The 26,447-nt window shown below is 56.0% G+C and carries 24 protein-coding genes and 1 pseudogene; 3 read left to right on the forward strand and 22 right to left on the reverse strand.

Annotated features, from left to right (window positions below; translation table 11 throughout):
* Nucleotides 1–8 precede the first annotated feature (8 nt).
* From DB48_RS03455 to gmk, 18 genes and pseudogenes are all read right to left on the reverse strand, one after another.
* Complete coding sequence (locus DB48_RS03455; RefSeq protein WP_041508926.1) at nucleotides 9–1,571, reverse strand: HAL/PAL/TAL family ammonia-lyase; 1,563 nt, start codon at nucleotides 1,569–1,571, stop codon at nucleotides 9–11.
* Nucleotides 1,572–3,290 carry a glycosyltransferase family 2 protein gene (locus DB48_RS03460; protein ID WP_041508927.1) on the reverse strand — a complete coding sequence of 573 codons (1,719 nt, stop codon included), beginning with the start codon at nucleotides 3,288–3,290 and terminating at the stop codon, nucleotides 1,572–1,574.
* Nucleotides 3,290–3,661, reverse strand: coding sequence for an ApeI family dehydratase (locus DB48_RS03465; protein WP_041508928.1), 372 nt, complete (start codon nucleotides 3,659–3,661; stop codon nucleotides 3,290–3,292). Before DB48_RS03465 ends, DB48_RS03460 begins: the two co-directional genes overlap by 1 nt.
* Nucleotides 3,654–5,015, reverse strand: a complete 1,362-nt coding sequence (locus tag DB48_RS03470) for an AMP-binding protein (protein WP_041508929.1) — start codon at nucleotides 5,013–5,015, stop codon at nucleotides 3,654–3,656. The genes DB48_RS03465 and DB48_RS03470 overlap by 8 nt, the downstream gene beginning before the upstream one ends.
* Entirely contained in the window at nucleotides 5,012–5,560 is a 549-nt protein-coding gene (locus DB48_RS03475) for a hypothetical protein (RefSeq protein ID WP_041508930.1), read from the reverse strand. The genes DB48_RS03470 and DB48_RS03475 overlap by 4 nt, the downstream gene beginning before the upstream one ends.
* On the reverse strand, nucleotides 5,560–5,808 hold the full coding sequence (locus DB48_RS03480; RefSeq protein WP_011867307.1) for an acyl carrier protein: 249 nt from the start codon (nucleotides 5,806–5,808) through the stop codon (nucleotides 5,560–5,562). The genes DB48_RS03475 and DB48_RS03480 overlap by 1 nt, the downstream gene beginning before the upstream one ends.
* An 8-nt stretch (nucleotides 5,809–5,816) precedes the next feature.
* On the reverse strand, nucleotides 5,817–6,071 hold the full coding sequence (locus tag DB48_RS03485; RefSeq protein WP_041508931.1) for a phosphopantetheine-binding protein: 255 nt from the start codon (nucleotides 6,069–6,071) through the stop codon (nucleotides 5,817–5,819).
* On the reverse strand, nucleotides 6,049–6,870 hold the full coding sequence (locus DB48_RS03490; protein WP_041508932.1) for a lysophospholipid acyltransferase family protein: 822 nt from the start codon (nucleotides 6,868–6,870) through the stop codon (nucleotides 6,049–6,051). The genes DB48_RS03485 and DB48_RS03490 overlap by 23 nt, the downstream gene beginning before the upstream one ends.
* Nucleotides 6,863–7,597, reverse strand: coding sequence for a beta-ketoacyl synthase chain length factor (locus DB48_RS03495; RefSeq protein WP_041508933.1), 735 nt, complete (start codon nucleotides 7,595–7,597; stop codon nucleotides 6,863–6,865). Before DB48_RS03495 ends, DB48_RS03490 begins: the two co-directional genes overlap by 8 nt.
* A gap of 186 nt (nucleotides 7,598–7,783) precedes the next feature.
* Nucleotides 7,784–8,656 (reverse strand): DUF3014 domain-containing protein, encoded by an 873-nt coding sequence (locus DB48_RS03500; protein ID WP_041508934.1) that lies wholly within the window; start codon nucleotides 8,654–8,656, stop codon nucleotides 7,784–7,786.
* A gap of 134 nt (nucleotides 8,657–8,790) precedes the next feature.
* Nucleotides 8,791–10,865 (reverse strand): annotated as a pseudogene (recG, locus tag DB48_RS03505) (ATP-dependent DNA helicase RecG).
* Nucleotides 10,866–11,000: 135 nt separating this feature from the next.
* Complete coding sequence (locus DB48_RS03510) at nucleotides 11,001–11,930, reverse strand: calcium/sodium antiporter (protein ID WP_041508935.1); 930 nt, start codon at nucleotides 11,928–11,930, stop codon at nucleotides 11,001–11,003.
* Nucleotides 11,931–12,359: 429 nt separating this feature from the next.
* Nucleotides 12,360–14,015 (reverse strand): AMP-binding protein, encoded by a 1,656-nt coding sequence (locus DB48_RS03515; protein ID WP_041508936.1) that lies wholly within the window; start codon nucleotides 14,013–14,015, stop codon nucleotides 12,360–12,362.
* Between the two features lie 292 nt (nucleotides 14,016–14,307).
* The gene (gene trmH, locus DB48_RS03520; RefSeq protein ID WP_041508937.1) at nucleotides 14,308–15,012 is read right to left on the reverse strand and encodes a tRNA (guanosine(18)-2'-O)-methyltransferase TrmH; all 705 of its coding nucleotides are present in this window, start codon (nucleotides 15,010–15,012) and stop codon (nucleotides 14,308–14,310) included.
* Between the two features lie 71 nt (nucleotides 15,013–15,083).
* Nucleotides 15,084–15,467, reverse strand: a complete 384-nt coding sequence (locus DB48_RS03525; protein WP_011867295.1) for a RidA family protein — start codon at nucleotides 15,465–15,467, stop codon at nucleotides 15,084–15,086.
* 34 nt (nucleotides 15,468–15,501) lie between these two features.
* A complete protein-coding gene (gene spoT, locus DB48_RS03530; protein WP_041508938.1) occupies nucleotides 15,502–17,607 on the reverse strand; it encodes a bifunctional GTP diphosphokinase/guanosine-3',5'-bis pyrophosphate 3'-pyrophosphohydrolase in 2,106 nt (701 codons plus the stop codon).
* 13 nt (nucleotides 17,608–17,620) lie between these two features.
* Entirely contained in the window at nucleotides 17,621–17,902 is a 282-nt protein-coding gene (gene rpoZ / locus DB48_RS03535) for a DNA-directed RNA polymerase subunit omega (protein ID WP_011867293.1), read from the reverse strand.
* Nucleotides 17,903–17,961: 59 nt separating this feature from the next.
* Nucleotides 17,962–18,585 (reverse strand): guanylate kinase, encoded by a 624-nt coding sequence (gene gmk / locus DB48_RS03540; RefSeq protein WP_041508939.1) that lies wholly within the window; start codon nucleotides 18,583–18,585, stop codon nucleotides 17,962–17,964.
* A gap of 245 nt (nucleotides 18,586–18,830) precedes the next feature.
* Between gmk and DB48_RS19630 the strand changes: the two genes are divergently transcribed.
* The 3 genes from DB48_RS19630 to DB48_RS03555 all read left to right on the forward strand — a co-directional run bounded on the left by DB48_RS19630 (nucleotide 18,831) and on the right by DB48_RS03555 (nucleotide 22,093).
* A complete protein-coding gene (locus DB48_RS19630) occupies nucleotides 18,831–20,018 on the forward strand; it encodes a hypothetical protein (RefSeq protein ID WP_052813640.1) in 1,188 nt (395 codons plus the stop codon).
* Nucleotides 20,019–20,103: 85 nt separating this feature from the next.
* Nucleotides 20,104–21,039, forward strand: coding sequence for an NTP transferase domain-containing protein (locus DB48_RS03550; RefSeq protein WP_052813641.1), 936 nt, complete (start codon nucleotides 20,104–20,106; stop codon nucleotides 21,037–21,039).
* Nucleotides 21,032–22,093, forward strand: coding sequence for a phosphotransferase enzyme family protein (locus DB48_RS03555; RefSeq protein WP_041508940.1), 1,062 nt, complete (start codon nucleotides 21,032–21,034; stop codon nucleotides 22,091–22,093). The genes DB48_RS03550 and DB48_RS03555 overlap by 8 nt, the downstream gene beginning before the upstream one ends.
* A gap of 40 nt (nucleotides 22,094–22,133) precedes the next feature.
* On the opposite strand, the gene DB48_RS03560 is transcribed toward DB48_RS03555, so the two are convergent.
* From DB48_RS03560 to DB48_RS03575, 4 genes are all read right to left on the reverse strand, one after another.
* Entirely contained in the window at nucleotides 22,134–22,580 is a 447-nt protein-coding gene (locus DB48_RS03560; protein WP_041508941.1) for a hypothetical protein, read from the reverse strand.
* 27 nt (nucleotides 22,581–22,607) lie between these two features.
* Nucleotides 22,608–23,267: a TorD/DmsD family molecular chaperone gene (locus tag DB48_RS03565; protein ID WP_041508942.1), complete on the reverse strand. Its 660-nt coding sequence runs from the start codon at nucleotides 23,265–23,267 to the stop codon at nucleotides 22,608–22,610.
* Nucleotides 23,268–23,347: 80 nt separating this feature from the next.
* Nucleotides 23,348–23,983: a DMSO/selenate family reductase complex B subunit gene (locus DB48_RS03570; RefSeq protein WP_041508943.1), complete on the reverse strand. Its 636-nt coding sequence runs from the start codon at nucleotides 23,981–23,983 to the stop codon at nucleotides 23,348–23,350.
* Between the two features lie 12 nt (nucleotides 23,984–23,995).
* Nucleotides 23,996–26,425 carry a DMSO/selenate family reductase complex A subunit gene (locus tag DB48_RS03575; RefSeq protein ID WP_041508944.1) on the reverse strand — a complete coding sequence of 810 codons (2,430 nt, stop codon included), beginning with the start codon at nucleotides 26,423–26,425 and terminating at the stop codon, nucleotides 23,996–23,998.
* Nucleotides 26,426–26,447: the final 22 nt, after the last annotated feature.

Raw genomic sequence — 26,447 nt, forward strand, 5'->3', positions numbered from 1 at the left:
CGCGCCTCCTAGTGACACACTTCCCACTGACCCTGCTGGATCTTGTCGACCGTCTGTCTAAGTACTGTCTCCAGGGGTCTGTCTTCGGTGAGCAGTTCGAAGTCGGCGCTGACCTGATCGAGTGTCTTAGCCACAGAGCTGGTGAGCGAGGCATGACACAGCTCGCCCTGGGCGATGCGTAGGTGAATGCCCTGGCTCATAGCCAGCAGCGCCGCGGCGGCCACCTGCTCGGTGAGCTGCAACACGCGCATACAGTCGCGGGCGGCTATGGTGCCCATGCTCACCTTGTCCTGGTTGTGGCATTCGGTTGAGCGTGAGAAGACGCTGGCAGGCATGGTGTTTTTCAGCGCCTCGGCCGTCCAGGCCGATACGCCTATCTGCACCGCCTTGAAGCCGTGATTGATCGCCTTGCGGCTGCCCTGAGCACCCGAGAGGTTGGCGGGCAGGCCGTTGTTAAATTTAGGGTCCATCACCAATGCCATCTGGCGATCGATAAGATCGGCGATATTGGCGATGGCGTTTTTCATCGAGTCCATCACGAAGCCGATGTGACCACCGTAGAAGTGGCCGCCATGGAGCACGTGTTCACCCTCGCCGTCGACGATAGGGTTGTCGTTGGCGCTATTGAGTTCGGTCTCGATAAACTGGCGCATGAAGGGCAGTGCATCTTGCAGCACACCTATGATGTGCGGCGCGCAGCGGATCGAGTATCTGTCCTGCAGGCGGTCTGAGTTGCGTGGGTGCTCGTGGTGGTTGAGATCTTCCCGTATCCAGGCCGCTACCTGGTTTTGGCCAGGATGTGGCTTGGCCGCAAACAGGATATCGTCGAAATGGTTTGAGTTACCCTTGAGAGTCAGGGACGCCATGGCGGTGATGCGACTGGCCAGACGATTCAGGTATTGAGCCCTGTCATAGGCCAGGCAGGCCAGCGCCGTCATCACGGCGGTACCGTTCATCAGTGCCAGCCCCTCCTTGGGGCGCAGGGTCAGCGGCGTGATGTCTAGCTCACCGTATACCTCTGCGGTGGCGCGGCGCTCGCCTTGGTAGATCACCTCGCGCTCGCCCACTAACATGGCGGCCAGATAGGAGAGGGGAGTGAGATCGCCGCTGGCGCCCACTGAGCCTTCTTCCGGGATCACCGGGGTGATGCCCAGGTTAAGCAGGGTCTCGATACGCTTGAGCAACTCATAGCTGACCCCAGACTTACCCACGGCCAGCGAGCTTAAGCGACAGGCCATCACTGCCCTGGCCTGTATGACCGAGAGTATGTTACCCATGCCGCAGCCGTGAAAGCGCGACAGGTGCAACGGCAGCTCGTGGACCAGATCCAGTCCCACGGTGACGGTACAGGAGTCGCCATAGCCTGTGGTGACACCATAGACAACGCCTTCTTCGGCCAACAGGCTGTCGATAAAGCGGGCGCCTTTCTGGATATATTCCTGATAGTCGGCGCTCTCTTTCAGCTTGGCCTTAGCGCCCTTGGCGATGGCAACGACCTCCTCTAGGTTGAGGTTACGCTGGCCAAATTCGACCAGGGTGTCTAAAGCGGGGGATTGAGTCGTCTGTGTCATCTATTTCTCTGTCCTATTGGGCGTGTGAGGCTTGGCCTCGCGCAGGAGTTCATCGTCCTTGCGCCAAAAATCGAAAAAGTTAAACCATTGCAGCGGTGTGCGGCGGGCGTAGTGTTCCAGCCGCTCGGCGTAGCGATTCACCGCCTCTTGCAGTCTCTCCATGCGACCGGCACGCGGCCCCTTGAGGGTGTCGGCAAAGTGTTCTACATGGACGCGGTAGCGGCCGTTTTCTCTGAGGCAGAACATCAAATAAACCGGACAATCCAGCAGGCTGGCGAGGATGAAGGGGCCTTGTGGGAAAGGCGCTTCCTTACCCATGAAGGGGGCGTACAGTACCCGCCCCTCGCTGCTGGTGGAGGTGCGATCGCCGGCGATCACCACGAGCTCCCCCTGCTCTATCTTCTGCTGCAGTAACATAGAGGTGCTGGGGCCCAGTTCGGTCACCTGAATCAGGTTCAGCGCGCTATTGGGGTTGAGCTGTTTGAGCACCCGGTTGAAGTTCTCTGCGTTCTGGGTCAGCACCATCACATTGACCTTCACCTTGCGTTGGTGAATCGAGATGGCGCGGCACAGCTCAAGGTTGCCCAGGTGAGAGACCAGCAGCACGGCGCCCTGGCCCTGTGCCAGCGGCTTGGCCAGTACCTCGCGGTCGGGGAAGTCGACCTGGCTGAGTTTGATGCGATCGCACCAGGCGTCGATACGATCCAGCGCCGCATTACCGAAGGCGATAAAGTGCTTCAGACTATGACGCCAGTTTATCTCGCCCTGGAGATCGGGATGCTTGGGCTCGAGTCGCTGTACCTGGCGTAGGAAGCCCTGGCTGGCACGCCGCGCCGTGCTGCCTGTTGCGAAGAAATAGCAGATCACCGGATACATGATGGCGCGGCATAGCCAGTGGCCACCTAATTTATAACTGGTGGCCAACAACTTAATGCCCCAGTAACTGCCGCGCTCGCCCATGCGAGACCAGTGTTTCACCGCCTTGGGGCGGCTACGCTTGTGGCGCAGCAGCTGAGGAACACGTCTTAACATGCCGAAGAAGAGCTTGCTGTGCATGGCGGAAATGCGCACATTGTCCTTAAAGCCTTGGAAGTGGCTGGTGCCATCTTCTGGGTAGATCACCCGCGTCGGCAGGTGTCTAACCTCGACGCCCTGCCAGTAGAGTTTGACCAGGACCTCGATATCGAAATCCATGCGCTCGCCTAGTGGCTCGGTGAGAAATAACTGCTCAGTGGCGGCAAGGGGGTAGATGCGAAAACCGCACATGGAGTCTCGAATATCCAGGCTTAGGGTTTCGACCCAGACCCAAAAGTGGGTGAGGTAACGGCCATAGAGGCGTCCCTTGGGCACAGACTCATCGTATTGCGGCAGGCCGGAGATCAGCGCCTCTGGCTGGGTCTTGGCCGTCTCTATCATCTTAGGGATATCGTCGAGATCATGCTGACCGTCGGCGTCTACCTGTAAGGCATGACTAAAACCATCGGCATAGGCGGCCCTGAGCCCCGTCATCACCGCCGCGCCCTTGCCCCGGTTGAAGGGGTGATGCAGCAGGCGCACCCAGTCGTGCTGCGCCGCGAGTTGGCACAGCAGGTGGCGGGTCTCGTCGTCGCTGCCGTCGTTGATTAGATAACAGGTCAGTCCCAAGGGTTCCAGGCGTGCCAGGGTGGCCTTGATCGCCTGGCGATGGTTGTAGTTGGGGATGACCAATGCCAGTTGCATCAGCCTCTCTCCTCTGTATCGTTAGGCGTCAGGCAGATACGGCCCGATCCGAAGCGCTGCTCGCCCTGATAGTAGGCGAAGGTGAGCTTATGCTTGGCGCGGTTGAGGCTAACCTTTAGCTGCACCTCGCTACCCGGCAGGATCAGCTGTTGAAACTTAAGCACCTCCAGGCTCTGCACCTGGGGCGCGTAGCCGAACTCGGCCGCGCCTAGCTGCACCGCCCAATCCAGTTGAGTCACACCTGGGAGCACCGCCTGCTCGGGAAAGTGGCCCTCGAAATAGGGCAGATCGGCGTCGATGCGCAGTTGCCATTCGACACCATCTTCCAGGCTGCGCTTGGCCAAGATGGGGGGGAGGTTTGACTTAATCATGTGTAAACAACTCCAACAGATCCTTGTGGATACGCTTGCCCTGGGTGTTGAGTGGCAGCTCGGCAGGATAACGCCAGCGTCTGGGCAGGGTGACTCGTTCGAACTGACTCAACAGATGCTGTTTGAGGGCGTTGTTGACCGCTAACTTACCTTCCTGGGACAACAGGGCCATGCCCTCGTTGGACAGGCTGATGGCGGCGCCCAGGCTTACCCTAGGTTGTTCCAGTACCACGAGCGCGGCCTGCTCCACCAAGGGATGGCTCTCCAGCAGGGCTTCCATCTGCACCAGCGAGAGGCGCTTCTCCTCAATCTTGACGATGCGGTCCAGTCGTCCCTGCAACACAAACTCGCCGGGGGCGATAAGCTGTATCTTGTCGTCACACCTGAGCCAGTCTTGGCTTTCCAGGTAGGGGGATTTGAGCCAGAGCGCACCATCCTGGGGATCTTGCTTGATCTCGTGGGTGGCAAAGGCGCGCCAGCTCTGCTGATTGTCTTGCTGACGACGATAGGCGATGCCACCGGTTTCCGTGCTGCCAAAGACCTCGATGGGCGGCTTGCCATAGCAGTGGGCGATGGCATTGGCGGCCTCAAGGCTCAGTGGGCCGCCCGAGCTGAAGATCAGGCTGGGCGCGCGCAGCTGCGGCTGATGCTCCAGGGCATCGGGCAGACGCGACAGCTGCGCCGGGCTGCTGATCAGGCAGAGGTTAGGGAACAGGGTGGCGTAATAGGTCAGGGTCTCGGGGTACTCCACCAGATCGCTGAGGAAGGGGCGGCTGGCGGCCAGGGGCCAGAGCACCTTAAACAGCAGACCGTAGATGTGTTGATGGGAGACGGTGGCGATCACGCTGCATTGGGGCAGGTGATTGGCAAAGGTCTGTTCCAGTACCGTCACCTCGGCATCGAGCTGATCCAGCGTTTTAGTGATCGCCTTGGGCTGACCACTGGAGCCAGAGGTGTAGAGAATGAGCTCGCCAAAGGTCTGGCTGGTCGGCCAGGGCCCAGGATGTTTAAGATCCTTATGCAGGGCGATATAGTCTTTGGCCTCGCACAGAGGACGGTCTGCCAGCACGGCATCGAACTCATGGGTGAGCTCGCTCAGGGTGCCGCCCTGGGTGTTGGCGGGCAGGATAAGCTGCTTGCCCGCCAGCAGGCCGGCGCAGAGGCCCACCGCAAACAGATCACTGCTGTCGCAGGCCAATAACCAGCGCTTCGCCTCATGTTGGCTCAGGGCCTCGAAGATGGCGGCCACCTGGGCGGTAAAGGCCTCACCCGTCAGGATATCGTGGTGATTGAAGCTGATAAGCTGCTGGCTCGCCGGCCCATGCTTGAGCCAATGTTTGAGTAGGGCTGTCATGACTTTTTCAACCAGAAGGTGCGATATAACCATTCTCCGCCGAGCAAGATACCGATCAGCAGATAGGCGATAAATCCATTATAGAGGGTCCAGGTCGCCAGGCTAGTGGCGCTGGCGGTGTAGAGTGCCATGCTACCGTTGAAGATAAACAGTCCACACCAGATCTGGGTGACCTTACGCAGGTATGGGATCGCCTCATCGGGCAGATCCGGCTCCTTTAACCTGGCGAGACGCTCTATCATGGTGGGACCATGTTTGAGCGAGTAGGCAAACAGCGCCAACATGCTCAGGTTGATCACCACGGGATAGTAGAGCAGCCAGGCGTTCTGTTTCGCCAAATAGCTGCCTGCAGTCAGGAAGATGCCCACGACTATGGGCAGCATCATAGACCTTATCTGTTGCCTCTGTAGTGCCAGCCTCAGCAGCAGTATGCTGCACAGGGCGAGGGCTATTACGCCCGGCGGCAAATAGTTCAGGCCGAAATAGACGGCCAGGGGATACCCCAGCACGACCAAGCCGGTGACTAGTTGCAGGAACAGGCGCATTACTGCTTCACTAGGCCTTCGATGGCCGTGACTACATCGTCTACGGTACGTACGGCTTTAAACTCGTCGGGCTGGATCTTCTTGCCCGTGAGTTGTTGTAGTTTAATCACCAGATCCACCGCATCTATGCTGTCGAGATCCAGCTCTTGATACAGCGACGCCTCTGGGGTGATGTCGTCGGCATCGATTTCAAACTCATCCACCAGGATCTGAGTCAGCATCTGAAGAATTTGCTCACGATTTTGCATGCTGCCTCCTAACCGCGCTGAGATTCGATGAAGCTTGCCAGGCTGGCAACGCTGTAGAAGTGGGCCTTGGTGGCTTCTGAGTTCGCTTCGATCTTGACGTCGAACTGCTTCTTGATGGCCAGTCCCAGCTCTAGGGCATCGATAGAGTCAAGCCCAAGACCGTCGCCAAATAGCGGCGCATCGGTATCGATATCTCCGATACTGACGTCTTCGAGATCCAGGCAATCTATGATGAGTTGTTTAATTTCGTTTTGTAAGCTCATAATTTTTATCAAGTTGTTGTTTATAATATTCTTCGAGATCCCGCGTCAACTGACGGGCCATCTTGGCGTCTCCACCCGTTTGAGCATGATACCTGATATGCTCGATAGTTTCGCCTACTTCGACATTCATGCCTATGGTTTGGCGAGGTATCTCATACCAGGGTTCCTGCTTGGTTAGGCCGACGGCATTGGTTCTTAATACCACGGGGATTAGATCGGTATCGGTGCGCAGGGCGATATTGGCCGCGCCCCGGGCAAATTCGTTGACTATCTCGCCCTTAAGGGTACGGGTGCCCTCGGGGAAGATGATCATATTGGTACCCTGCGCCAGTACCTCACTGCAATCCTTGAGCAGGAGATCGGCGCCGCGATTGGGAATATAACCAGCCGCCGACACCACGCCGCGCAGAAAGGGGTTGCGCCACAAGCCTTGTTTGACGATACAGCCGACATTAGGCATCAGGCTGATCAAGACCACCACGTCGACCAGCGTCGGGTGGTTGGCGATAATCACCTTGCCCTGGGCGCTTGCCAGTCTTTCAAGATGTTGGGTGGTGACCCGAATCACTCCGGCCCAGGTGAGCATATGCACGAAGCCGCGAAACATCAGGTGCACCGCGCGCTGCACACGGGCGATGCGAACCTCTCTGGCGCCGGGCCAGAACCTCAGCAGGGGCAATATGGTCAGCGAGCTTAGCAGGCCGCCTAGTCCGAAGGCGATATAACAGCTCACCCCACCCAGCCAGCGAGGAATATAGGCGATGCCGGTCAGACGCTTGGCAACCACCTGGCTAGTCATGACAGATCCGCAGCAGATAGCGGTTGAGACGGCCTTCGAGCGGCTGCTTGGCGGCGATGGCGTGGATAAGCTGGCCAAAGCCTATGGCTTGTGCCTCGGCCAATTCGCTGGCCGAAGGGCTGGTCTCTATGAGTAGTTGCGTGCCTAAAGATGTTTCCTTGGCGAGCGACAGCTGCAGGGCCAGGGCGATTGGCAGCTCTGGCTCCTTGGTAAATTCTTTGTAGATGTCCGAGACGGGCTCGTCGCCGAAGACCAACAGCAGCGGCGCGTTATCTTCTGCCAGCTGGCCATAGGCCTCGATAAGCGCCTGAGAGAGCGTGAACTCACCGGCTGCTATCGATGTAGAGGGCGCGCGGTTGTCAGTCAGTATGCTGAAGATGCCGCTGGCGGTGTTGTGCACCGACTGGCTAAAGCCGATGGGCGAAATGGGTTGCTGGCGCACTATGTCCTGCAGCAGATCGACCGTGCGGTTAAGTTCGCCATGGCGGGAGGCAAAGATGGTACGGCTTTGGGGCGGCACATCGCATTGAAAGGCGACATCCAACAGCATCTTGGTGAGCTTACTAAAGCGTCGCCTTTGCATGGCGGGCACTTGCTTGAGTGCCGGGGCGGCCTGAGCGAGCTGCTCGGCATCCGTCGGCGGCGTTGGCCATGTCTGCCAATCCCGCAGCTGCTGGTATAGGGGAGACCAAGCGCCCGCAGAATGAATGTGAAAGTGTAACCGCACTACTTTGCCTCTAAATACAGCGCTTTGCTGATGTTTTCCATAACCAGAAACTGAGCCACAAGAGAGATTTGTGGGGCGGCTATTGTACACCCTTTGACGGGTGACATAAATATGTGATTGTTCTGTTAGTGATTACTGAAAAGATAGAGGAGGAAGTCGCCCGCCATGAGGCGGGCGATCTTGGGCTTAAGACTGTTTAAGCTGCTTCTTGAGCTTACGCAGGGCGGCTTTGACCTTCTTGCTGTTTTCCGGTCCCATGCGGATCATCAGCTTCTGGGCATTGGGCAGGCTCTCGAGCTTAGGGTCGACAAATTTATAGTTTACGCTGACGCTGTCCAGCTCAATCGGTGCGTCGATAACCGGGGCAGACAGCATGACGTCGATCGCCTCTATCATGCGGTCATCGAAATTCATGTCGGGATAACCTAACTCGGCAAAGGCCTCGCCTAGCAGAGGCTTCACCTTTTTATAGGTGCTGAAAAGCTGTTCCTCGTCCAGGTTATCGACAAAGTTCGCATAGAGATCATACCTATGGTAGCTGTCGGGATTGAGGTAGGTCTTATCTGTCACCTCGGAGACGGTAAACTTGCTGTTAGGCGCCTTGAGCGGGCTCACCTTGCGGGCCAGCTCGCCCTGGGCCAGGTTGTCGACGAACACCACGAAGTGCCTGACGATATCTTTCTCGACCAGCAGTGGCTCAATCTTCATGCCGTTGGCGACTTCGACCGTCTTGTCGTGGACAAATTGATCGCTCTCGGCCAGTGTCGGCAGGGCCTCCACCGTCTCGACTGGAGCCTCTTCAACCTGAGGTTCAGGCTCGGGCGCAAGGTTTTCGGGTTCTGGCAGCGCCGCATCCGTCGGTAAGGGCTGCTCTGGCTCGGGTTCCGGCAGGGTCACTGGGGCGGGCATCTCTGGCTCGGGTGCGGGCTCATCGCCACCGAGGAAGTAGTAGGCGCCACCGGCGAGCAGCAGCAATATGACGACCACGGCAATGCTGAGCGCATTGATCCCGCTGCGCGATTCCTGTGGGGCAATTCTATCTTCTTGACTGACTTGCATGAGAGTTCCTTGAATTGTGGCTGGAGTGAGCCCTGTGACCACAGAGGCCTCTTTCCATTCTGCAAAATTCACCGGGCTTGTCTAGGGGCGGTCGGTGAAATAAAAAATATTTAATTGTTAGCAGTCGTTATGAGTTAAGCCTGCACGTATTGCTGGCGCTCCCCTAACCAACGCAGCACTATGGCGTCAACATTTTCCGGCACCTGTTGCATCACATGCTGCGCCAATTTCTGGATGTGAGGGATGAGGGCCTGATCCCTGACCAGGTCGGCAATCTTCATGTCGGCGATGCCCGTCTGCTTGGTGCCTAAAACCTCGCCCGGACCGCGGATCTCGAGATCTTTCTGGGCGATCACGAAGCCGTCGTTGCTGTCTCTGAGCACACCCAGGCGTTGGGTGGCGGTGTGGGAAAGTGGCGCCTTGTAGAGCAGTACACAGTGGCTGGCCACGGCGCCACGACCGACACGTCCGCGTAGCTGATGCAGCTGTGCCAGCCCCAGACGCTCGGGGTTTTCGATGATCATCAGGCTGGCGTTGGGCACATCGACCCCCACCTCGATAACTGTGGTGGCCACCAGTAGCTGTATGCTGCCGGCCTTGAAGGCGTCCATGATCGCCTGTTTCTCGGCGGGTTTCATGCGGCCATGCACCAAGCCGATGGAAAGCTCGGGCAGTAGCTGCTTAAGCTCCTGCGCCGTGTCTTCGGCGGCTTGGCATTCGAGCACCTCAGATTCTTCGATCAGGGTACAGACCCAGTAGGCCTGACGCCCATCTTGCAGGGCGGCCTGGCGCACGCGATCGATCACCTGGTTGCGGCGGTTGTCTGAGATGGCGACCGTGGTCACCGGCGTGCGTCCCGGTGGCAACTCGTCGATGATGGAGGTATCGAGATCCGCATAGGCGGTCATGGCCAATGTGCGGGGAATTGGGGTTGCCGTCATGATCAGCTGGTGCGGATGGAAGCCCTGGCTGATCCCTTTCTCTCGCAGGCCCAGGCGTTGGTGCACCCCAAACCTGTGTTGCTCGTCTATGATGATCAGCGCCAGGCGATTGAACTCGACCTGCTCCTGAAAGATGGCGTGGGTGCCTATGACGATATGGGCCTCGCCGCTCTTGATCTGCGCCAGCGACTGGGTACGGGCCTTGCCCTTGAGCTTACCCGCCAGCCAGCCAACGGTGAGGCCCAGAGGCTCAAACCAGGCGCTAAAGTTGTTGGCGTGCTGCTCGGCGAGCAATTCGGTGGGCGCCATCATGGCCACCTGATAGCCGCTCTCTATCGCCTGCAGGGCGGCCAGCGCCGCCACCAGTGTCTTACCCGAGCCCACATCCCCCTGCACCAGGCGCATCATGGGATGCGCTTTACCGAGATCGTCAGTGATATCGGCCACCACCCGCTGCTGGGCGCCCGTGGGCTTGAAGGGCAAGAAGGCGAGGAAGGGGTTGAGCAATTGCCCCGTGGGCTGCATCGCGATGGCCTTATCATGATTGCTGCGGGCCCTGAGCTGTAACATGCTGAGGTTGTGGGCCAGCAGCTCCTCCTGGATCAGCCTCTGCTGAGCAGGATGGGTACCTTGTTCCAGCGCGAAGGGGCTGACCTCGCTAGGCGGTCTGTGCAGTAGCTGCAGCGCCTCAACCAGGGAGAGCTGATTGGGCCTCAGTTGAGGCGGTAACAGTTCGGTCAGTGCGCCGTGGGCCAACAGTGCTAGGGCCTGATCCGTTAGGCGGAGCCAGCTGGCCTGCTTGAGCCCCTCCGTGGTCGGGTAGATGGGGGTCAGGGTGTCGCTGAGGCTAAAGTCACTCTCGCCATGGAGCATCTTGTACTCGGGGTGGATGATCTCTCGGTGATCTTGCCCCGGCGCACCTCGCCATAGGCACGAATGCGCTCGCCCTCTTCGAGGCCGTTGCGCATGGCGGCGGAGAAGTTAAAGAAGCGCAGCGTGATGGTGCCAGAGTCGTCACGCACCGTGCAGGTGAGCATACGCTTGCGGCCTTGAACGATCTGGGTCGACTGTATGATGCCTTCTATGGTGCCGTAGCTACCTGGATAGAGGGAGGCGATAGGATAGATCTGGGTACGATCTTCGTAGCGCAGCGGCAGGTGAAACAGCAGATCCTGGACTGTGTTGATGCCGAGCTTTTCCAGCCGCTGCGCCATCTTGGCGGCAACGCCCTTTAACTCTGTCACCGCCATGAGATCGAGTCTATCCACGCTTTGTACCCATTTGATTTACTGTTCTATTTAACCAGTAATCTAGCCAATCACTGTAAATATATACATATACTATCAGAGTTCGGCATGAACGCAATCTTGTCGCATGCTTTGCGGTAGCTGGGCGTTATTCGGCTAGCCACCCGAGGTGAGGATCAGGTAACCCAGGTAGACGAGGTAGCAGACTAGCAGCAAGGCGCCCTCGCGTCGGCCGATACGCAGGCCGCTCCACGCCAGGGGAAGCAGCAAGAGAGCCAGTGACACCATCACCAGCATGTCCAGTTTGGGCACGCTGGCCGTGATGGGATGAATGACCGCGGTGATCCCCAATATTCCTAAGATATTAAACAGGTTTGAGCCCACCAGATTGCCGATGGCGATGTCACTCTCGCCGCGTCTGGCCGCCACCAGAGAGGTGATAAGCTCTGGCATGCTGGTGCCTATGGCGATGATGGTCAGGCCGATGAGTAGCTCACTCATCCCCAGCTGTCTGGCAAGCGTCACGGCGCCGTCGACAAAGAGTATGCCGCCGCCGACCAACATGGCGATCCCCAGCAGCAGTAGCACCACGGCCAGTAACGGAGCGAGGGGCTTAAGCTCCATCGTCTCGGTGTCGTCTTGCTGCTTATCGAACAGGTAGTTCATGCCCAGATAGGCGAGCAGCATGGAGCAGAGCAGGGCGCCGTCGAGCTGACTTAGGCTGCCATCGCTGATCAGCCCCCAGAAGAGCAGGCTGGCGAAGAGCATCAAAGGGATGTCGCGCTTGACCATCATAGATTGCACGCCGATGGGACGCACCAGAGCGGTTAGGCCGAGGATCAGGCCTATGTTGGCGATGTTTGAGCCGACCACATTGCCCAGCGCTATGCCAGAATTTCCGGCCAGTGCCGACTTGAGGCTGACCGCCAGCTCGGGGGCGCTGGTGCCAAAGGCGACTATGGTGAGGCCGATGATCAGTGGGGTGACCCCGAGCCTGAGGGCGAGGGCGCTGGCGCCGCGAACCAGGGATTCGGCACCAAGAATAAGAATGAGCAGACCAGCGATAAGGGCTAGCGGGGTGAACATGATTGACTCTCAATAGTAGTGGGGCGCCAAGCATAGAGCTTGCACAGTTTTAGGCAACTCCTATTTTGCTTTTGCCGATTAAACTTTATTCACTCCGCCGTGGGCGAGAAAATAAAAAACACGCCAGATGGCGTGTTTTCTGTTAGCGAGATATCGACAGAGCCTAGGGCCTGTTGACCTTTTGAGAACAAATTTTGTTCTAATTGAGCACGTTCAAATCGCGGCAGGAGGCTTGGAGTATAGTTATTCTATATAAAAGCCGAGTAACAAAGAGTTGAACGTGCTCAAGACGAACCCTGCGGGCAGCGTCTGTATCATTTTTCTACTGCGTTATCGCTCATTGATGTAGCACACTACATTACAATCACTCTGCCTTGTATAAAATCGATACAGAATGCTGCAAAAATGAACGCGAAAGATAAACAGGCCCTAGAGCTCATCTTCCCAGCGAACCACGCCGCCACGTTGACCATCGACCTTGGCGCTGAATCTCTGCTCCAGCACGTGGCGCTTAATCTTCAGGGTCGGCGTCAACACGTCGTTATCCACATCCCAGGGCTCGCTCACTACTATGATGGCGTCGACCGTCTCGTGGGACTCCAGGTTAGGGTTGATGCTGTCCAGGGTCGCCTTGAGTGAGGTGCGAACCTCCTCCTTAGGTTGCAGGGCGGCGCCCTCGGAGAGCTGCACCAGCGCCACCGGGTGGGGCAGGCCAGAGCCTATGATGCAGATCAGTTCCACATGGGGATCCTGAGCCAGCTTACGCTCGATTGGCACGGGGGCGACATACTTGCCCTTGGCGGTCTTGAAGTTGTCTTTGACCCGGCCGGTGATGGTGACGCAGCCATCGGCGTCGATCGAACAGAGATCGCCGGTATGAAAATAGCCATCTTCGTCGAAGCTGGCCTGGGTGACTTCCGGCTGCTTGTAGTAGCCGCTCATCAGTCCAGGGCTCTTGACCATCAACTCGCCATTGTCGCCCTGCTTGACGCTACAGCCCTCGACGGCGCGCCCGACTGTGCCTATCTTGCTGGCGTCGAAGGGGTGATTGATGATGGAGTAGGCGCTGTTTTCCGTCATGCCCCAGGCTTCACAGATGTTGAGGCCAATCTTGTGATACCAGGTAATCAGCGAAGGCGGGATAGGCGCCGAGCCAGAACCGAGCAGATGACAGTGTTGCAGACCCAGTCCTTCATGAATTTTCTTCTTCACTATGCTGTTGAGAATGGGCACCTTGAGAAGGAAGTTGAGCTTAGTGTAGCCAATCTTGTCGATAATATTCTTCTGGAACAGGCTCCACAGACGCGGCACAGAGAAGAACACTGTCGGTCTTGCTCGTTGCACATCGGCGACGAAGCTGTCGAGGCTTTCGACGAAGGCGACGCTGCTGCCGGAGTAATAAGAGGAGCCCTCGATGGCGACCCGCTCGGTGATGTGAGCCAGTGGCAGATAGGAGAGCAGCCTGTCTTCGACATCTGTCTTGAGATCCCGCACCACGGCGCGGCAGGTCCACTCAAAGCTGGCGAAGGTCTGAATCGCCCCCTTAGGCTTGCCGGTCGATCCCGAGGTGTAGATGATGGTCATGATCTGCTCGGGCGTAGGCGCCTCGGCGTCGATCAAGGGGTGACCCAGTTTCAGTAGGGTGTCCCACTGGTATTGTGCCGGCATGGTGTCGTAAGGCATGGCGAGGCGCAGTATGTCGCCGCCAACCCCGGCTTCTTGATCGGCCCAGTAGTCCAGCTTGCCGATGAAGATCGCCTTGGATTCGCTGTGTTCCAGCACGTAGCGTATGGTGTCGGCATTGGCCGTTGGGTAGATGGGCACGCTGATATAACCGCCGTGCATCAGGGCCAGATCGGTAATAAACCATTCGGCGCAGTTCTTGGATAAAACCGCGACCTTATCGCCCGGCTCCAGGCCGAGATGGCGCAGTGCGCCGGCGATCTGTTGCATCTTCTGCTGCACTTCACGCCAGCTAAAATTGACATACTGGCCGTTTATGGGCTGTTTCAGGTAGGTGCTATCGCCATATTGCTCGACCCAGTGTTGCAACATGTCGACCGGTGATTTGAATAGTGAGTCCATCTTGCCATTCCATAGTTATTCTTAGTGTTAAAGGAGACGCAACTTGGTTCGCCCGGCCTGCGGCGGAGCGAGACTCAACAACCCCCATTATTGAGTGGGCCTATTGTCTGTGATGAGAGCGCCTGGCCACTTTTTATGCGCGTCTTTGAGTATGGCGAAGAATGTGATCTATGACAATTGTTTTACCGGAATAAAAGGCCAATTGTCATAGTCTTAGGAGGAATGGTCTGTTAGGCGAGTGCTGGAACTGTGTCGCAGGAGGCCGATTTTTGGCTTATCTCGCGTAGCGAGCTTAGGTTTCTGGCTCGGCGTCGGGATCCGGGGCACGCATTCGCTGCCACCAGGTCTCGTCGGCGACGATCTGCCCCTGGTCGTCGATGGCGGGATAGGGGATCTTCTTGCGTCGACAGGCCTTGGCGTACACAGGGTGGCCCTGCTCGAACAACATGGTCTGGCAGTAGGCATCATCTAAGGTGCGTGTGCCATACATTCCCGCCTGGGCACGTTGACGCTGAGCCTCATACATCACCAGAGCCGAGGCCACAGACACATTGAGCGACTGTACCATGCCTATCATGGGGATGATGATCTCCTGGTCGGCAATGGCCAGGCCTGCTTTGCTGACGCCGTCGCGTTCGTTACCCATGATCACCACAGTCGGCTTGGTGTAGTCGATGTCGCGAAAATCGACGGCATTTTCCGAGAAGTTGGTGGCTAGAATCTGCATGCCCGCCGCCTTGAACTGGGCCGCAGCTTCATCCATATGGTAATGCTTGATGGTCTTGACCCATTGCTGACTGCCCGAGGCGGTATTTCCCGACACACGCATCTCGATATCGGGCCAGACGGCATGGATTTGATGTATGCCGACGGCATCGGCGGTACGGATCACCGCGGCGATATTGTTGGTCTTATGTACCTTGTCGAGACAGAGAGTGAGGTCGGTCTGGCGGTTGTCCAGCATCTGGTTGATGCGTTTGAAGCGTTCTGGGCTCATGGTATGTCAATCAAGTAGCAAAAAATAACAAGGGCGCCGCAGCGCCCTCTGATATGGAGGTTGAGCTTACATTACAGCTCCATCACGCCGTCCATCTCGACCAGTGAGTCTTTCGGCAGCTGCTTAACGCCGATGGCGGCGCGGGCAGGGTATGGCTGCTCGAAGTAGCGACCCATGATCTCATTGACCGTGGCGAAGTTAGCCAGATCTGTCATGAAGATGTTCAGCTTAACGATATCCTTCAGGCTACCACCGGCGGCTTCACATACGGCTGTCAGGTTGTCGAACACCTGCACCACCTGGGCTTCAAACTCGTCGCTGACCATCTGCATGGTCTCAGGATTCAGCGGGATCTGGCCAGACAGATAGACTGTGCTGCCCACTTTAACAGCTTGAGAATAGGTGCCGATCGCCTGCGGGGCCTTGTCGGTTGCAATGATAATCTTCTCTGCCATAACGCTCTCTCTACTTAGGTTAATAGTGGTGGAACTAACGATTACGCGAGGTGCGCAGCACTTCCGGCAGTACCCTGATACGGCGCATCACGTTGGCTAAGTGGACCCGGTCGGTGACCGAGATCCGTAAGTTAATCAAGAATACCCGGCCGTCACGCTCTTCTGTGCTCAGGTTATGAATGTTCGAGCCCTCGGCCGCCACGATAGAGGTGATCTTGGCCAAAGCGCCCTGATGGTTGACGATCTCGATCCGCAGGTTAGCCTGGAATTCGACGCCCTCGGCGTTGTCCCAGTGCACAGGAATATACTTGTCAGGCTCGCCCTGATAGCCGCGGATGTTGGCGCAGCTCTCCATATGCACCACCAGGCCCTTACCCGGGCTCACGTGGGCAATTACCGCATCGCCTGGGATGGGGCGACAACAGTTGGCGAAGGAGACCAGCATGCCTTCGGCGCCGCGGATCGGCATCATGTTGGATTCTTTATGTTCGTGCTGCTCGACGCGATCGCCCTTGAGACGCTGGGCAATCACTATGCTCATGGCATTGCCAAGGCCGATGTCGGCCAGCAGGGAATCTAAGGTGCTGTGCTTGGTTTCGCTGACCACCTTGTCGATCTGCTCCTGAGGGATATCCTTGAGCTTGATGTCGCCCAGGGCATGGTTGAGCAGTCGTTTGCCGAGGAGTACGGCATCATCTTCTTTGAGGCTCTTGAGCAGCTGGCGGATCTTGGCGCGTGCCTTACCCGTCACCACAAAGTTGAGCCAGGCGGCATTGGGCCGTGCGCCCTTGGCGGTGATGATCTCGATAGTCTGGCCTGAGATGAGCGGCTGGCTCAGCGGATAGGCTTGGCGGTTGACCCGCGCGCCGACACAGGTGTTGCCCACGTCGGTATGCACCTCGTAGGCGAAGTCCACCGCGGTGGCGCCCACCGGCAGCTCGAGAATGCGTCCCTCGGGGGTGAAGACATAGATCTCTTCGGGGAACAGCTCGGTCTTAAAGTTCTCGACGAATTCGAAGGAGGTGCTGGCGCTCTGTTGTAGCTCAAGCAGGCTCTGCATCCATTTACGGGCACGAACCTGGGTTGTGGTGCCTTGCTGCGCAGAACCGGCCCCCTTGTAGAGCCAGTGCGCCGCGACCCCCTTGTCGGCCATCTGATCCATATCCTCGGTACGTATCTGGATCTCTACCGGCACGCCGTGAGGCCCAAATAGTGAGGTATGCAGCGACTGATAGCCGTTTGCCTTGGGGATAGCGATATAATCTTTGAAGCGGCCGGGACGTGGCTTATACAGGCCGTGCATGGCACCCATGACGCGATAACAGGTGTCGATGGAGTCGACGATCACCCGAAACGCGTAGATATCCATTACCTCTTGGAACTGGAGTTCCTTGTTGCGCATCTTGTTGTAGATGGAATAGAGGTTTTTCTCGCGGCCCTTGACCGTGCCCTGAAGACCAGTGTCCTCGAGACGTGTCTTGATGGCGCCTTCGATATTCTGGATCAGCTCTTTACGGTTGCCGCGGGCAGACTTGACTACCTCTTTGAGCACCCGGTAGCGCATGGGGTAATAGGCCTGAAAGCCCAGATCTTCCAGCTCAGTCTTGATATTGTGAATACCCAGACGGTTGGCGATGGGGGCGTAAATTTCCAGGGTTTCCCGGGCGATGCGACGACGCTTGTCGGGACGCAGGGCGCCTAGGGTGCGCATGTTATGGGTGCGGTCGGCCAGCTTGATGAGGATCACCCGGATATCCTGGGTCATGGCCATCATCATCTTGCGGAAGTTTTCCGCCTGCGCCTCTTTCTTGTCTCTGAACTTAAGCTTGTCTAGCTTGGAGACGCCCTCTACCAGCTCGCCCACCGACTCACCAAACAGCTCGGAAAGCTCTTCTTTGGTGACAGGGGTATCTTCTATGGTGTCGTGCAGCAGGGCAGCCATGAGCGTCTCGTGGTCGAGACGCATATCGGCCAGGATGCGGGCAACCGCAACCGGATGGGTAATATAGGGTTCGCCACTCGTGCGCATCTGCCCTTCATGAGCATCGCGCGCTACCTGATAGGCCTGCTTGAGTAATTCTACCTGCGTAGCTTCTAAGTAACTTGACGCAGACTCCTTGAGACCTTCAAACAGATACAAGTGGCTTCACTCCTTAGATAGTGTTGCGGCCTTCGGCGATGGCGGCAACGGCAGCAATCTCGGCTGCTTCACGTTCGCGGACGGTCTGACGCTCATCGGCGTCCAGTGTGTCGGCGGTAACCAGGCCAAGTTCGATTTCGCGCAGGGCGATAACCGTTGGCTTGTCGTTCTCTTCTTCAACCATAGGGTCTTTGCCCTGCACAGCGATTTGGCGAGCACGACGCGCTGCAACCAGGATCATATCAAAACGGTTGCCGATTTGGTTTACGGCGTCTTCTACAGTTACGCGAGCCATGTATTGAAACTCCAGTGTTTATGGGTGAAAAAATGACGCAAAATTGTACACGATGACAGTTAGTCTGCCAACAGATCATTAAGCATATCATTTTGAGCATGAATTTGACTAGCACGAGTGAGGCGTTGGCTGCGAATAATTGCCTTTAAATCCACCTGTGCCTGTTCGAAATCATCGTTCACAATGATGAAGTCGTATTCGTCGTAGTGGGAGATCTCCGACGTCGCCTGGGCCATGCGTCCGGCAATAACCTCGGCGCTGTCCTGGCCGCGTCCCGTAAGACGACGCTCAAGCTCGGCCTTCGAAGGCGGCAGGATGAATACGCCAATCGCCTCGGGCATCATCTCTTTAACTTGCTGTGCCCCCTGCCAGTCGATGTCGAGAAAGACATCTATGCCCTTTTCCAGCATCACCTCGATGGCCGCCTTAGAGGTACCATAATAGTTACCGAATACCTCGGCCCATTCGAAGAAGGCATTCTCTTCGATCAATGCCTTGAACTCGTCGACCGAGACGAAATGGTAGTGCTCGCCGTCGACTTCGCCGACTCTGGGTTGGCGTGTCGTGTGTGACACAGAGACCTTCATATCGGCGGGTTTATCCTGCAAAATGGCGCTAAGAAGTGAAGACTTGCCGGCGCCACTGGGCGCTGAAATGATAAAGAGGTTTCCGCGAGCGGTCATGTATTTGCTATCCAAAGGCTGTATGGTTTTAGGTAGCCAGACATTATACAGGCTTGAGGTAAATTTAGGCTAGTTAATCTTAGTCCCTCGCCGCGTGGCCGCATGGGCGTTAGCCGAGTAGGTGCATGGGGGGCGAATCATCACAGCTGGCTTAGGCGAGATAAGAAAATTAACCAAAATTAAGCGTCATCCAGGGCGAGATCCAGTAGACTCTCTGCTGAGATAGCCGTGAAGTGAGATTTTTTATGTTGTTAAATACCTTTTTCTGTCGCCAGGGCACAGATACCAGCCTGCGTTTTCTTGTCATCAGTGGCGCCTCACTCTGCCTCATCTCCCTCTTCTCCTTGTTGCTTGCCGGCCATGGCATACTGCTGTTGTTGGCCTTGCCGCTGATTGCCGCCACGGTACTGAGTGCGGCCAGGCGTCTGATACCTTCCCAGCGCTTGCAGGCATTGGCTGTGATCCCCGGCCCCCTGCTGCTGGCCGCGAGTCAGGTCTTTGCCGAGCAGGCTTGGCCCAGTTGGATAGCCGTCATGCTGAGTCTGTTGGCGACGGGTTATATCGTCTCTCGCCCGCAGCCTAAGGCATCCGCTCCCTTCGATAGTCTGGGCTATAGCGGCCCGCTGATGGCGAGTGCGCCTCGCCGCGCCCGGGTTGAGCCGACCCTGGCGGGAGGTTCACCGGCCTATGCTCATGTTGCAGATGTCCATGTTGTAGATGCCCATGGTGCAGATGCTCATGCTGCCGAGCAGAGCCAAGAAGTGGCGCGAGGGGATGAGCCAGCGTTCGAGCGGGCTCCTGAACCGCGAACGTACCATTATACAGATGAAGCCCAGGTAGACTATCAGGCTCACGACAAGCTGTCTCAGGGGATGCACTCACTCGGGGCGCAGCTGACTAAGCTGTTTGGCTTGAGCTTTACCGCCATCAAGCGTCATCCTCGTGGCGCCCTGTTAGGGTTTGGCTGTCTATCGCTCTTGCTCGGCAGCCTGTTTTGGCTTGGTGGCGATGAGGCCACAGAGCAGGTGGCGAGTGAGGCTGAACCCGAGGCGCCGATAGCCCAGGCGCCTGCTGCAGCGATCAAGCAGGTGGCCATGCCGGATGGCTTTAAGGTACAACTCGAGGGCAGGGTATTGATGCTCAGCTGGCTGGGGGAGCGGGGAGAACCTGGGACGCTATGGTCACTCGCCAGCGCCGAAGGAGACAGCAGCTGTCAAAACCTGACCTTTAATAATGGCGTGAGCTATCGGCCGATGACGGTTAGCCTGCTGGCCGATACCTCGACTCAGGCGCGCTTCTCTCCCTTAGATACACCCGCCATCATCAATGATATCGCCATGCGCGGTAGCCTGACCCTATGCGGCTACGAGTTTAGCCTCAAGGGGAGTCAGGCGGCGCTGGCCAAAGAGCCGGCCTTCAGGCCCTATCTCTAGTCAAATAATTTTGGGCATTGGCAGGCAGATGCCAGGATTTCCTATTTAGCGGTGATTGTGGTCACCACAGATGGTTTACATATAGATGAAGTTAGTCGAGCCTGATTCTCAGGCGCAGGGGGAAGCCCCGCTTACCCTAGTGATCATGGCGGCCGGTCTGGGGAGCCGTTTCGGCGGCGATAAGCAGCTCGCCGAGTTAGGGCCAAAGGGCGAGACCATGTTACAGCTCTCCATCGCCAGCGCGATCAAGGCGGGTTTCTCGGCGGCGGTGATAGTGACCCGCTCCGAACTTATCCCGAGCCTTGAGGCGCGCCTTGCCGATCTACCTGGTGATTTTGCGCTGCAGTTCTGTGTGCAGCAGATGACAGACTTGCCTGAGTCCTGCCGCGAGACCGTACAGGGCGATAAGCTTGCCGAGCTGATAAATGCCCGTAGTAAACCTTGGGGCACGGCCCATGCGCTGTGGAGTGCCCGCAAGCTTGTCTCTGGCCCCATGGCGGTGATTAATGCCGACGATTACTATGGCGATCAGGCCTTTGCACTGCTGGCCCAAGGTTTTCAGCAGCGGCCTGATAAATGGCGAATGGTGGCCTATCCCCTCAAAGAGACATTGTCAGATCATGGCGGCGTGAATCGCGGCATCTGCGTGACTCAGGATAATCTACTGATTTCTGTTGAAGAATGGCTGAATATTGCCTGGCAAGGTGATAATCTGGTGGGCTCGCATCAGGGAAGGCTGGGCCAACTGGCGCCCGAGGCGATGGCCTCGATGACCTGTTGGGGATTTACCCCGGATATTTTCGATCTCCTGGGGGAGGCATTGGCGGATTTTGTCGCTCAGCTTGGGCTGGCACCGAACAGCGAATGTTACCTTCCCGCCGTGGTACAAGCCGCCTTAAGCATTGAGGCGAATGCTAAACAGGTATTCGTGAGTCAAACCTTGGATACCTGGTTAGGTGTGACCTATCAGCAAGATATTGATTGGGTAAAACAAAAATTAATGGAGTTACTGGGTGATTGATTTTATAAGGCAGCAGGTGCTGCCGCGCTTTGGCGTAACCGCTTCGGCCAAAGTGAGTCCCCTTGGGAACGGTCATATCAATGATACATTTCTAGTGCGCTGGCCAGAGGGTGAATTTGTGCTGCAGCGTCTCAACACGGAAGTCTTTACTCAGCCTCACGCCCTGGTGCGCAACGCCCAGAAGGTGGCGCAGCACCTACAATCGAAACACGAGGCAGGCGAGTATCGCCTCAATGTGGTGCAGCCGGTGACAGACTCACAGGGTGAGCTGGCGCTGGAATTGAGCGAGCAGGGTTTCTGGCGCGCCATTACCTATCTGCCTTATAGCCACAGCATAGAGGTGGTGGAGGATGCGGCCCAGGCCGAGTCGGCGGCCAAGGCCTTTGGCCATTTCTCTCGCGCTTTAAGCGATCTCGATGCCAGCCAACTTGAAGATGTTATCCCGAATTTTCATCACCTGCCCGGGCGAATTGCCCAGCTGCAGCAGGCCGTTACCCAAGACAGCATGGGGCGTCTTAAAGCCTGTCAGGCTTGGGTGGACTTTGCTCTGTCCCAGGATGATCTGCTGAGTGAACTTAGTGAAATAGAGACCAAGCTGCCACTACGTGTCTGTCACAACGACACTAAGATCAATAACATGCTGTTCGATAAGCGCGACATGAGCAGCATGGCGATAATCGATCTTGATACCTGCATGCAGGGACACCTGATGTATGACTTCGGTGACATGGTGCGCACCTTTACCTCGCCAGAGGCCGAAGACTCGACCAACCTGGCTAAGGTCGAGGTACGCGAGACCATCTTTGCCGCCATCTGCCAGGGGTATCTCAGCGAGCTGGGCGAGGTGATGAGTGATATCGAGCGCCAGAGCCTGTGGCTAGGCGCCAGGGTGATCTGCCTGATGATTGGGGTGCGTTTCCTAACCGATCACCTCAATGGCGATGTGTATTTTCATATTCACCACGAAAATCATAATCTTGAGCGAGCGGCTAACCAATTCTCCTTGTATCAGAGCCTGCTGGCACAGCAAGCAAAGTTGTGCACTTATCTATGATAAATCGGGTCAACGTACCGTCCATGTTTCTTAGATTGCTTCACATGTTTCTACTACGTTGCTTTCGCTGTGCGTGGACGGTATCTAAATGAGCCGCGAGTCTGAGTAAACCTTGTTGCAGTGTTTGATAGTGACGAGTCTCGTCTGCAGTCATTGAGGGGGATAAGGGCTTATTCGCCCATACTTTGGTGATCTGCATGATTAAGGCCTCAGCCTGATTCAGTTCATCGTGGGCTAATTGCTTTGCCACCAGAAGCCGAAAGCAGTCAGACAAGAGGGTTAACAGCAAGGTATCGGGTATTTCCGTCTTGTGGCGAAGGTAGACCTCTTTGTATCCAAGGGCTGTGATGAGGTTGGCTACAGTCGTTACGCTTGTGGCACCGACAAACAGTGCCAGCACCTCGGGATCGCCCATGAGTTGTTGCTCGATTTTTTCGGCAAGTTTACCTTGCTGCCATTGCCTGCCTATAGCCTTGAGTAACGCCATTACAATGCCCTTTATGTGAGGTTGAAACTAGCGGTATAGCCGCGCCGAAATTGGGATAAGTTGTAAGCGCTGGCACAATCCATCCAGGTAGGCTTGGCTCAGTAGGGCAATACCAAGATAGAAATCGGTTCGGGCATGTTGTTGCATCAGGGTCAAGCAGCGACCTGACCAGGGCAACAGGTGTTGTTGCAATAAGAGAAAGCAGTTGTGTTTAATGATTTCATTTTCTTCCGCCTGGGCCCATTGACTCAGCAACTGATCCAGCACAGCAAAGAAGAGACCGATATGATCGACAGGTTGATTGTTATCTAGGTTGAAGCCAATCCCTTGCTCTTGATAAAAGGACTTAAGCGCCATAGTAGACTGGTCATTGAGCAGCTGTCTTTCGCTAAGATAAACAGATCCCCAAGGTGCGGCGCTGGGTTCACCCGGGCCATAAAATAGCTGGCCATAGTCCAGTTTGAGCGCCTGATGTTGTGTCGGTGCCCACTGAGTCAGATAGTCCGATAGCAAGGTTTTTCCCCGGTTCTCCAAATCAGAGCAAGTGAAGTTGGGCCAGCTCTGAATCACCCGATGATCGATCAGGTCTTGGATAAAGGCTGGGCTGGGGTCATAGAACAGCGCATGGTGGAGAATTCGGGCAATACCCTGGAATTCATGAATCTCTTGTTTGTTAAGGAGTTGCATCTTAACCTCAATCGTCAGGAAGAGTCGTTGAGTGAGACTGAAAAAGGGTGCCAGTCACATTGATTGGCACCCGATCAATCTTACACTTCTGAGTAGTTCAGCACTTCGCCATCGGTTGCGCCGCTTGGGCGAGAGTGACGGTTAGGTGTGATCAGCAGGTTGGGCGTCGTGATACTGCTTTCTGGCAGAGGTGCGACATCTGGCGAGATAGCGCCAGGATATTTCGCCTTCAACTGTTCCATTGGCCCAAAGTCGATGGCTCGCATAGGGCATGATTCGACGCATGATGGTTGCTTACCCTCGGCCAAGCGCTCAAAGCAACCGTCACACTTAGTCATTACCTTACGGTCTTTATCTATCTGAGGTGCGTCGTAAGGGCATGCTCTGGCACAGCTTTCACAACCGATACAGAGATCTGTGGCTACATGTACTAAACCATCTTCGCGTCGCTTATGCATGGCGCCGGTAGGGCAGGCCTTAACGCACACAGGTTCAGAGCAATGGTTGCAGCCGATAGACATGTAATAGGCGAATACATTTTGGGTGACAGTACCATCACCGTTTTCTGTCCATTGGCCACCGCCATACTCATAGACGCGGCGCCAGTTAATGCCAACAGGCAGATCTTTGCGGTCTTTACAGGCGACCTGACAGGTCTTACAACCAGTGCATTTACTCGCGTCGACATGAAAGCCGTATTGGATATTGTTGTTCATTGTTAACTCCTATCAAGCCTTACGGATTTCAACCAGGTTGGTGTGTTGCGGGTTACCTTTGGTTATTGGGGTAGTCCGCTGCGTCGTGAGTACGTTGAGGCAGCCGCCCTTATCGACGTCACCGCCGCCTTGGAACCAGGCGCCCTGACCCAATGCTGTGACACCGACCATGATGCGAGGAGTCACTTTGACTTCGACTTCGATGGTGCCGCGATCATTGAACACATGAACCCTGTCGCCGGTTTTTAAACCGCGCTGATTGGCATCCAGTGGATTCATCCAGATTGCATCCTGTACCACTTCACGCAGCCAGGGCACGTTATGGTAGCTAGAATGGGCACGGCCCTTGGTGTGGTAACCGGTTAGCTGTAGTGGATATTTCTTTTTCGTTTCAGCATCTTCATAGCCTTCCCAGGTGGGGACGTACTTAGGTAGGGCGGAGATGACATCGCCTTCCTTTAGCTTCCAGGTACGGGCTTTTTCGGCCAAACGTGAAGAGTAGATCTCAATCTTGCCCGATGGCGTGCCAAGTGGGTTGGCTTCAGGGTCTTTACGGAAATCTTCAAGCACGATATAGCTGCCGTTTGGCAGGTATTTACGATAGATGCCCTGCTTGAGCATGACCTCCTTGCTTGGCAGGCCAGGTGTTGCGGCTTGAGACTCGGCATAGAATTGATCTAGCCAGTCTTTACGGCTCTTGCCTTCGGTAAATTCTGCTTCGACCCCCATGCGCTTGGCGAGATCGACACAGACCTCATAGATTGGACGGCTTTCGAACATGGGGTCGACGCCACTACTCATCTGCACTAAGGTGGCTGTGTCACCGGCGGCATAGCTTTGGTAGATAAGGTCTTCCGATTCTAGCCAGGTCACATCGGGCAGGAGAATATCGGCAAACTTGGCACTCGGTGTCATCCAGTTGTCGACTACAAGAATGAATTCGCACTTGGATTCATCCTGCAATAGCTTCTCGGTTTTACGGACTTCAGAGTGCTGGTTAATCAGCGCGTTACCGCCATAGTTGATGATCGCTTTGATGTCTGTACCGAGTTTTCCATCGCCGTTTTCATCCAGGTCTACCCCTTGTACGCCATCGGCCAGTACCGTCATGTTTTTACCGTCTTCAATGGCTTGAGTGAAGGTAAAGAAAGAGATGGCTTTTTTGACCGGGTTTGACCCAGTAGGCATGAAGGGGGCATGCAAGAATGAGCCTTTACACAGGCCGCCACAGTTGGTCCCAGGTAGGCCTAGCTGGCCGAGTAAGATAGGGAGCATGTAGCCGGCGCGAGTGTTGTTTTCACCAGCCGCCTGACGGTTGAGTGATGCGGCAATTTGGATAAAGGGCGCGCGTGCTGCGGCTAACTTGCGGGCGAGTTCTTTGATCACATGGGCTTCGATCCCTGTGATCGATGCCGCCCACTCAGGGGTTTTCGCCTTAATACCAGGGGTAAGATCGCCAACTGTGGCGTTGTCGAGAATATAAGCTTTGTAGCTTTCTTCATAGCCGATACCGTCTGGCATGCTATTTTCGTCGTAGCCGACACAGTACTTGTCGAGGAAGGCCTGGTTAACCTTATTGGTGGTGATCCATTCAAAGGCCAGTGCTTCAAATAGCGCGGCGTCAGTGCCGGGGCGAATCGGTATCCATTGATCTTCTTTACCCACAGCCGAGTCTGTATAACGGGGATCGATTAGGATGGTTTTAAAGTTGTTTTTCTTCTTCTGCATCAAGAAGTCGTAGGCTTCACCCGAACCACTCATGCGGATCTCTGAGGGGTTATACCCCACCATCAGCACCAGATCCGAGTTCTGCATCTCTGACACACTACTGCCTTGCCAACCAGGGCCGGCAGAACCATAGGTTTGTCCCGCTGCCTCATAAATTTGTGACCAACTGTAGTCGCCGTAAGCGTTGAGGTAGCCACCTTTGAGATTCATCAAGCGGTAAAGGCATTGCTTGCCCGAGAAATGGTAGCGGGCGCCAGAATTATAGGTAAAGTGAATCGACTCGTTACCATATTGATCTATGGTGCCTTGTAGTCTTTCCGCCACGATATCCAGTGCCTCATCCCAGCTGATACGTTCGAACTGACCACTGCCACGTGGGCCAACGCGTTTCATTGGATATTTGAGGCGATCGGGGGCGTAGACGCGTTTTCTTAGTGAGCGGCCGCGCAAGCAGGCACGTACGTCATGGTCACCATATTTGTCTGTGGTGGTAAATTCAGATTCGACGCGGGTGATCACGCCATCCTGAGAGTAGACCTTGACCGGGCAGTTTGAACCACAGTTAACCAGGCAAGCTGACCAGTTAAGGTTTTCGCTGGCAACAGGCGGTTTAGGTGGGGTGACCTCGACCTCTTTAGAGCCAGAGTTACAGCCTGAAACTGTTGCTGCACAACTGAGTGCCGCACTCATTTTTAAGAAACTTCTGCGTTCCATTATTTTATCCTCATTGCAGTTA

Origin of the sequence: Shewanella sp. cp20, assembly GCF_000832025.1 — a bacterium.
GTDB lineage: Bacteria > Pseudomonadota > Gammaproteobacteria > Enterobacterales > Shewanellaceae > Shewanella.

Bases quoted from the DNA above. Each gene is read 5' to 3' on its own strand.
- DB48_RS03550 (WP_052813641.1), top strand. From the start codon at position 20,104: ATGAAGTTAGTCGAGCCTGATTCTCAGGCGCAGGGGGAAGCCCCGCTT.
- DB48_RS03470 (WP_041508929.1), bottom strand. From the start codon at position 5,015: ATGACAGCCCTACTCAAACATTGGCTCAAGCATGGGCCGGCGAGCCAG.
- DB48_RS03575 (WP_041508944.1), bottom strand. From the start codon at position 26,425: ATGGAACGCAGAAGTTTCTTAAAAATGAGTGCGGCACTCAGTTGTGCA.
- DB48_RS03475 (WP_041508930.1), bottom strand. From the start codon at position 5,560: ATGCGCCTGTTCCTGCAACTAGTCACCGGCTTGGTCGTGCTGGGGTAT.
- rpoZ (WP_011867293.1), bottom strand. From the start codon at position 17,902: ATGGCTCGCGTAACTGTAGAAGACGCCGTAAACCAAATCGGCAACCGT.
- gmk (WP_041508939.1), bottom strand. From the start codon at position 18,585: ATGACCGCTCGCGGAAACCTCTTTATCATTTCAGCGCCCAGTGGCGCC.
- trmH (WP_041508937.1), bottom strand. From the start codon at position 15,012: ATGAGCCCAGAACGCTTCAAACGCATCAACCAGATGCTGGACAACCGC.
- DB48_RS03460 (WP_041508927.1), bottom strand. From the start codon at position 3,290: ATGCAACTGGCATTGGTCATCCCCAACTACAACCATCGCCAGGCGATC.
- DB48_RS03525 (WP_011867295.1), bottom strand. From the start codon at position 15,467: ATGGCAGAGAAGATTATCATTGCAACCGACAAGGCCCCGCAGGCGATC.
- DB48_RS03570 (WP_041508943.1), bottom strand. From the start codon at position 23,983: ATGAACAACAATATCCAATACGGCTTTCATGTCGACGCGAGTAAATGC.
- DB48_RS03455 (WP_041508926.1), bottom strand. From the start codon at position 1,571: ATGACACAGACGACTCAATCCCCCGCTTTAGACACCCTGGTCGAATTT.
- DB48_RS03480 (WP_011867307.1), bottom strand. From the start codon at position 5,808: ATGCAAAATCGTGAGCAAATTCTTCAGATGCTGACTCAGATCCTGGTG.
- DB48_RS03510 (WP_041508935.1), bottom strand. From the start codon at position 11,930: ATGTTCACCCCGCTAGCCCTTATCGCTGGTCTGCTCATTCTTATTCTT.
- DB48_RS03485 (WP_041508931.1), bottom strand. From the start codon at position 6,071: ATGAGCTTACAAAACGAAATTAAACAACTCATCATAGATTGCCTGGAT.
- DB48_RS03490 (WP_041508932.1), bottom strand. From the start codon at position 6,870: ATGACTAGCCAGGTGGTTGCCAAGCGTCTGACCGGCATCGCCTATATT.
- DB48_RS19630 (WP_052813640.1), top strand. From the start codon at position 18,831: ATGTTGTTAAATACCTTTTTCTGTCGCCAGGGCACAGATACCAGCCTG.
- DB48_RS03515 (WP_041508936.1), bottom strand. From the start codon at position 14,015: ATGGACTCACTATTCAAATCACCGGTCGACATGTTGCAACACTGGGTC.
- DB48_RS03465 (WP_041508928.1), bottom strand. From the start codon at position 3,661: ATGATTAAGTCAAACCTCCCCCCCATCTTGGCCAAGCGCAGCCTGGAA.
- DB48_RS03500 (WP_041508934.1), bottom strand. From the start codon at position 8,656: ATGCAAGTCAGTCAAGAAGATAGAATTGCCCCACAGGAATCGCGCAGC.
- DB48_RS03565 (WP_041508942.1), bottom strand. From the start codon at position 23,267: ATGCAACTCCTTAACAAACAAGAGATTCATGAATTCCAGGGTATTGCC.
- DB48_RS03560 (WP_041508941.1), bottom strand. From the start codon at position 22,580: ATGGCGTTACTCAAGGCTATAGGCAGGCAATGGCAGCAAGGTAAACTT.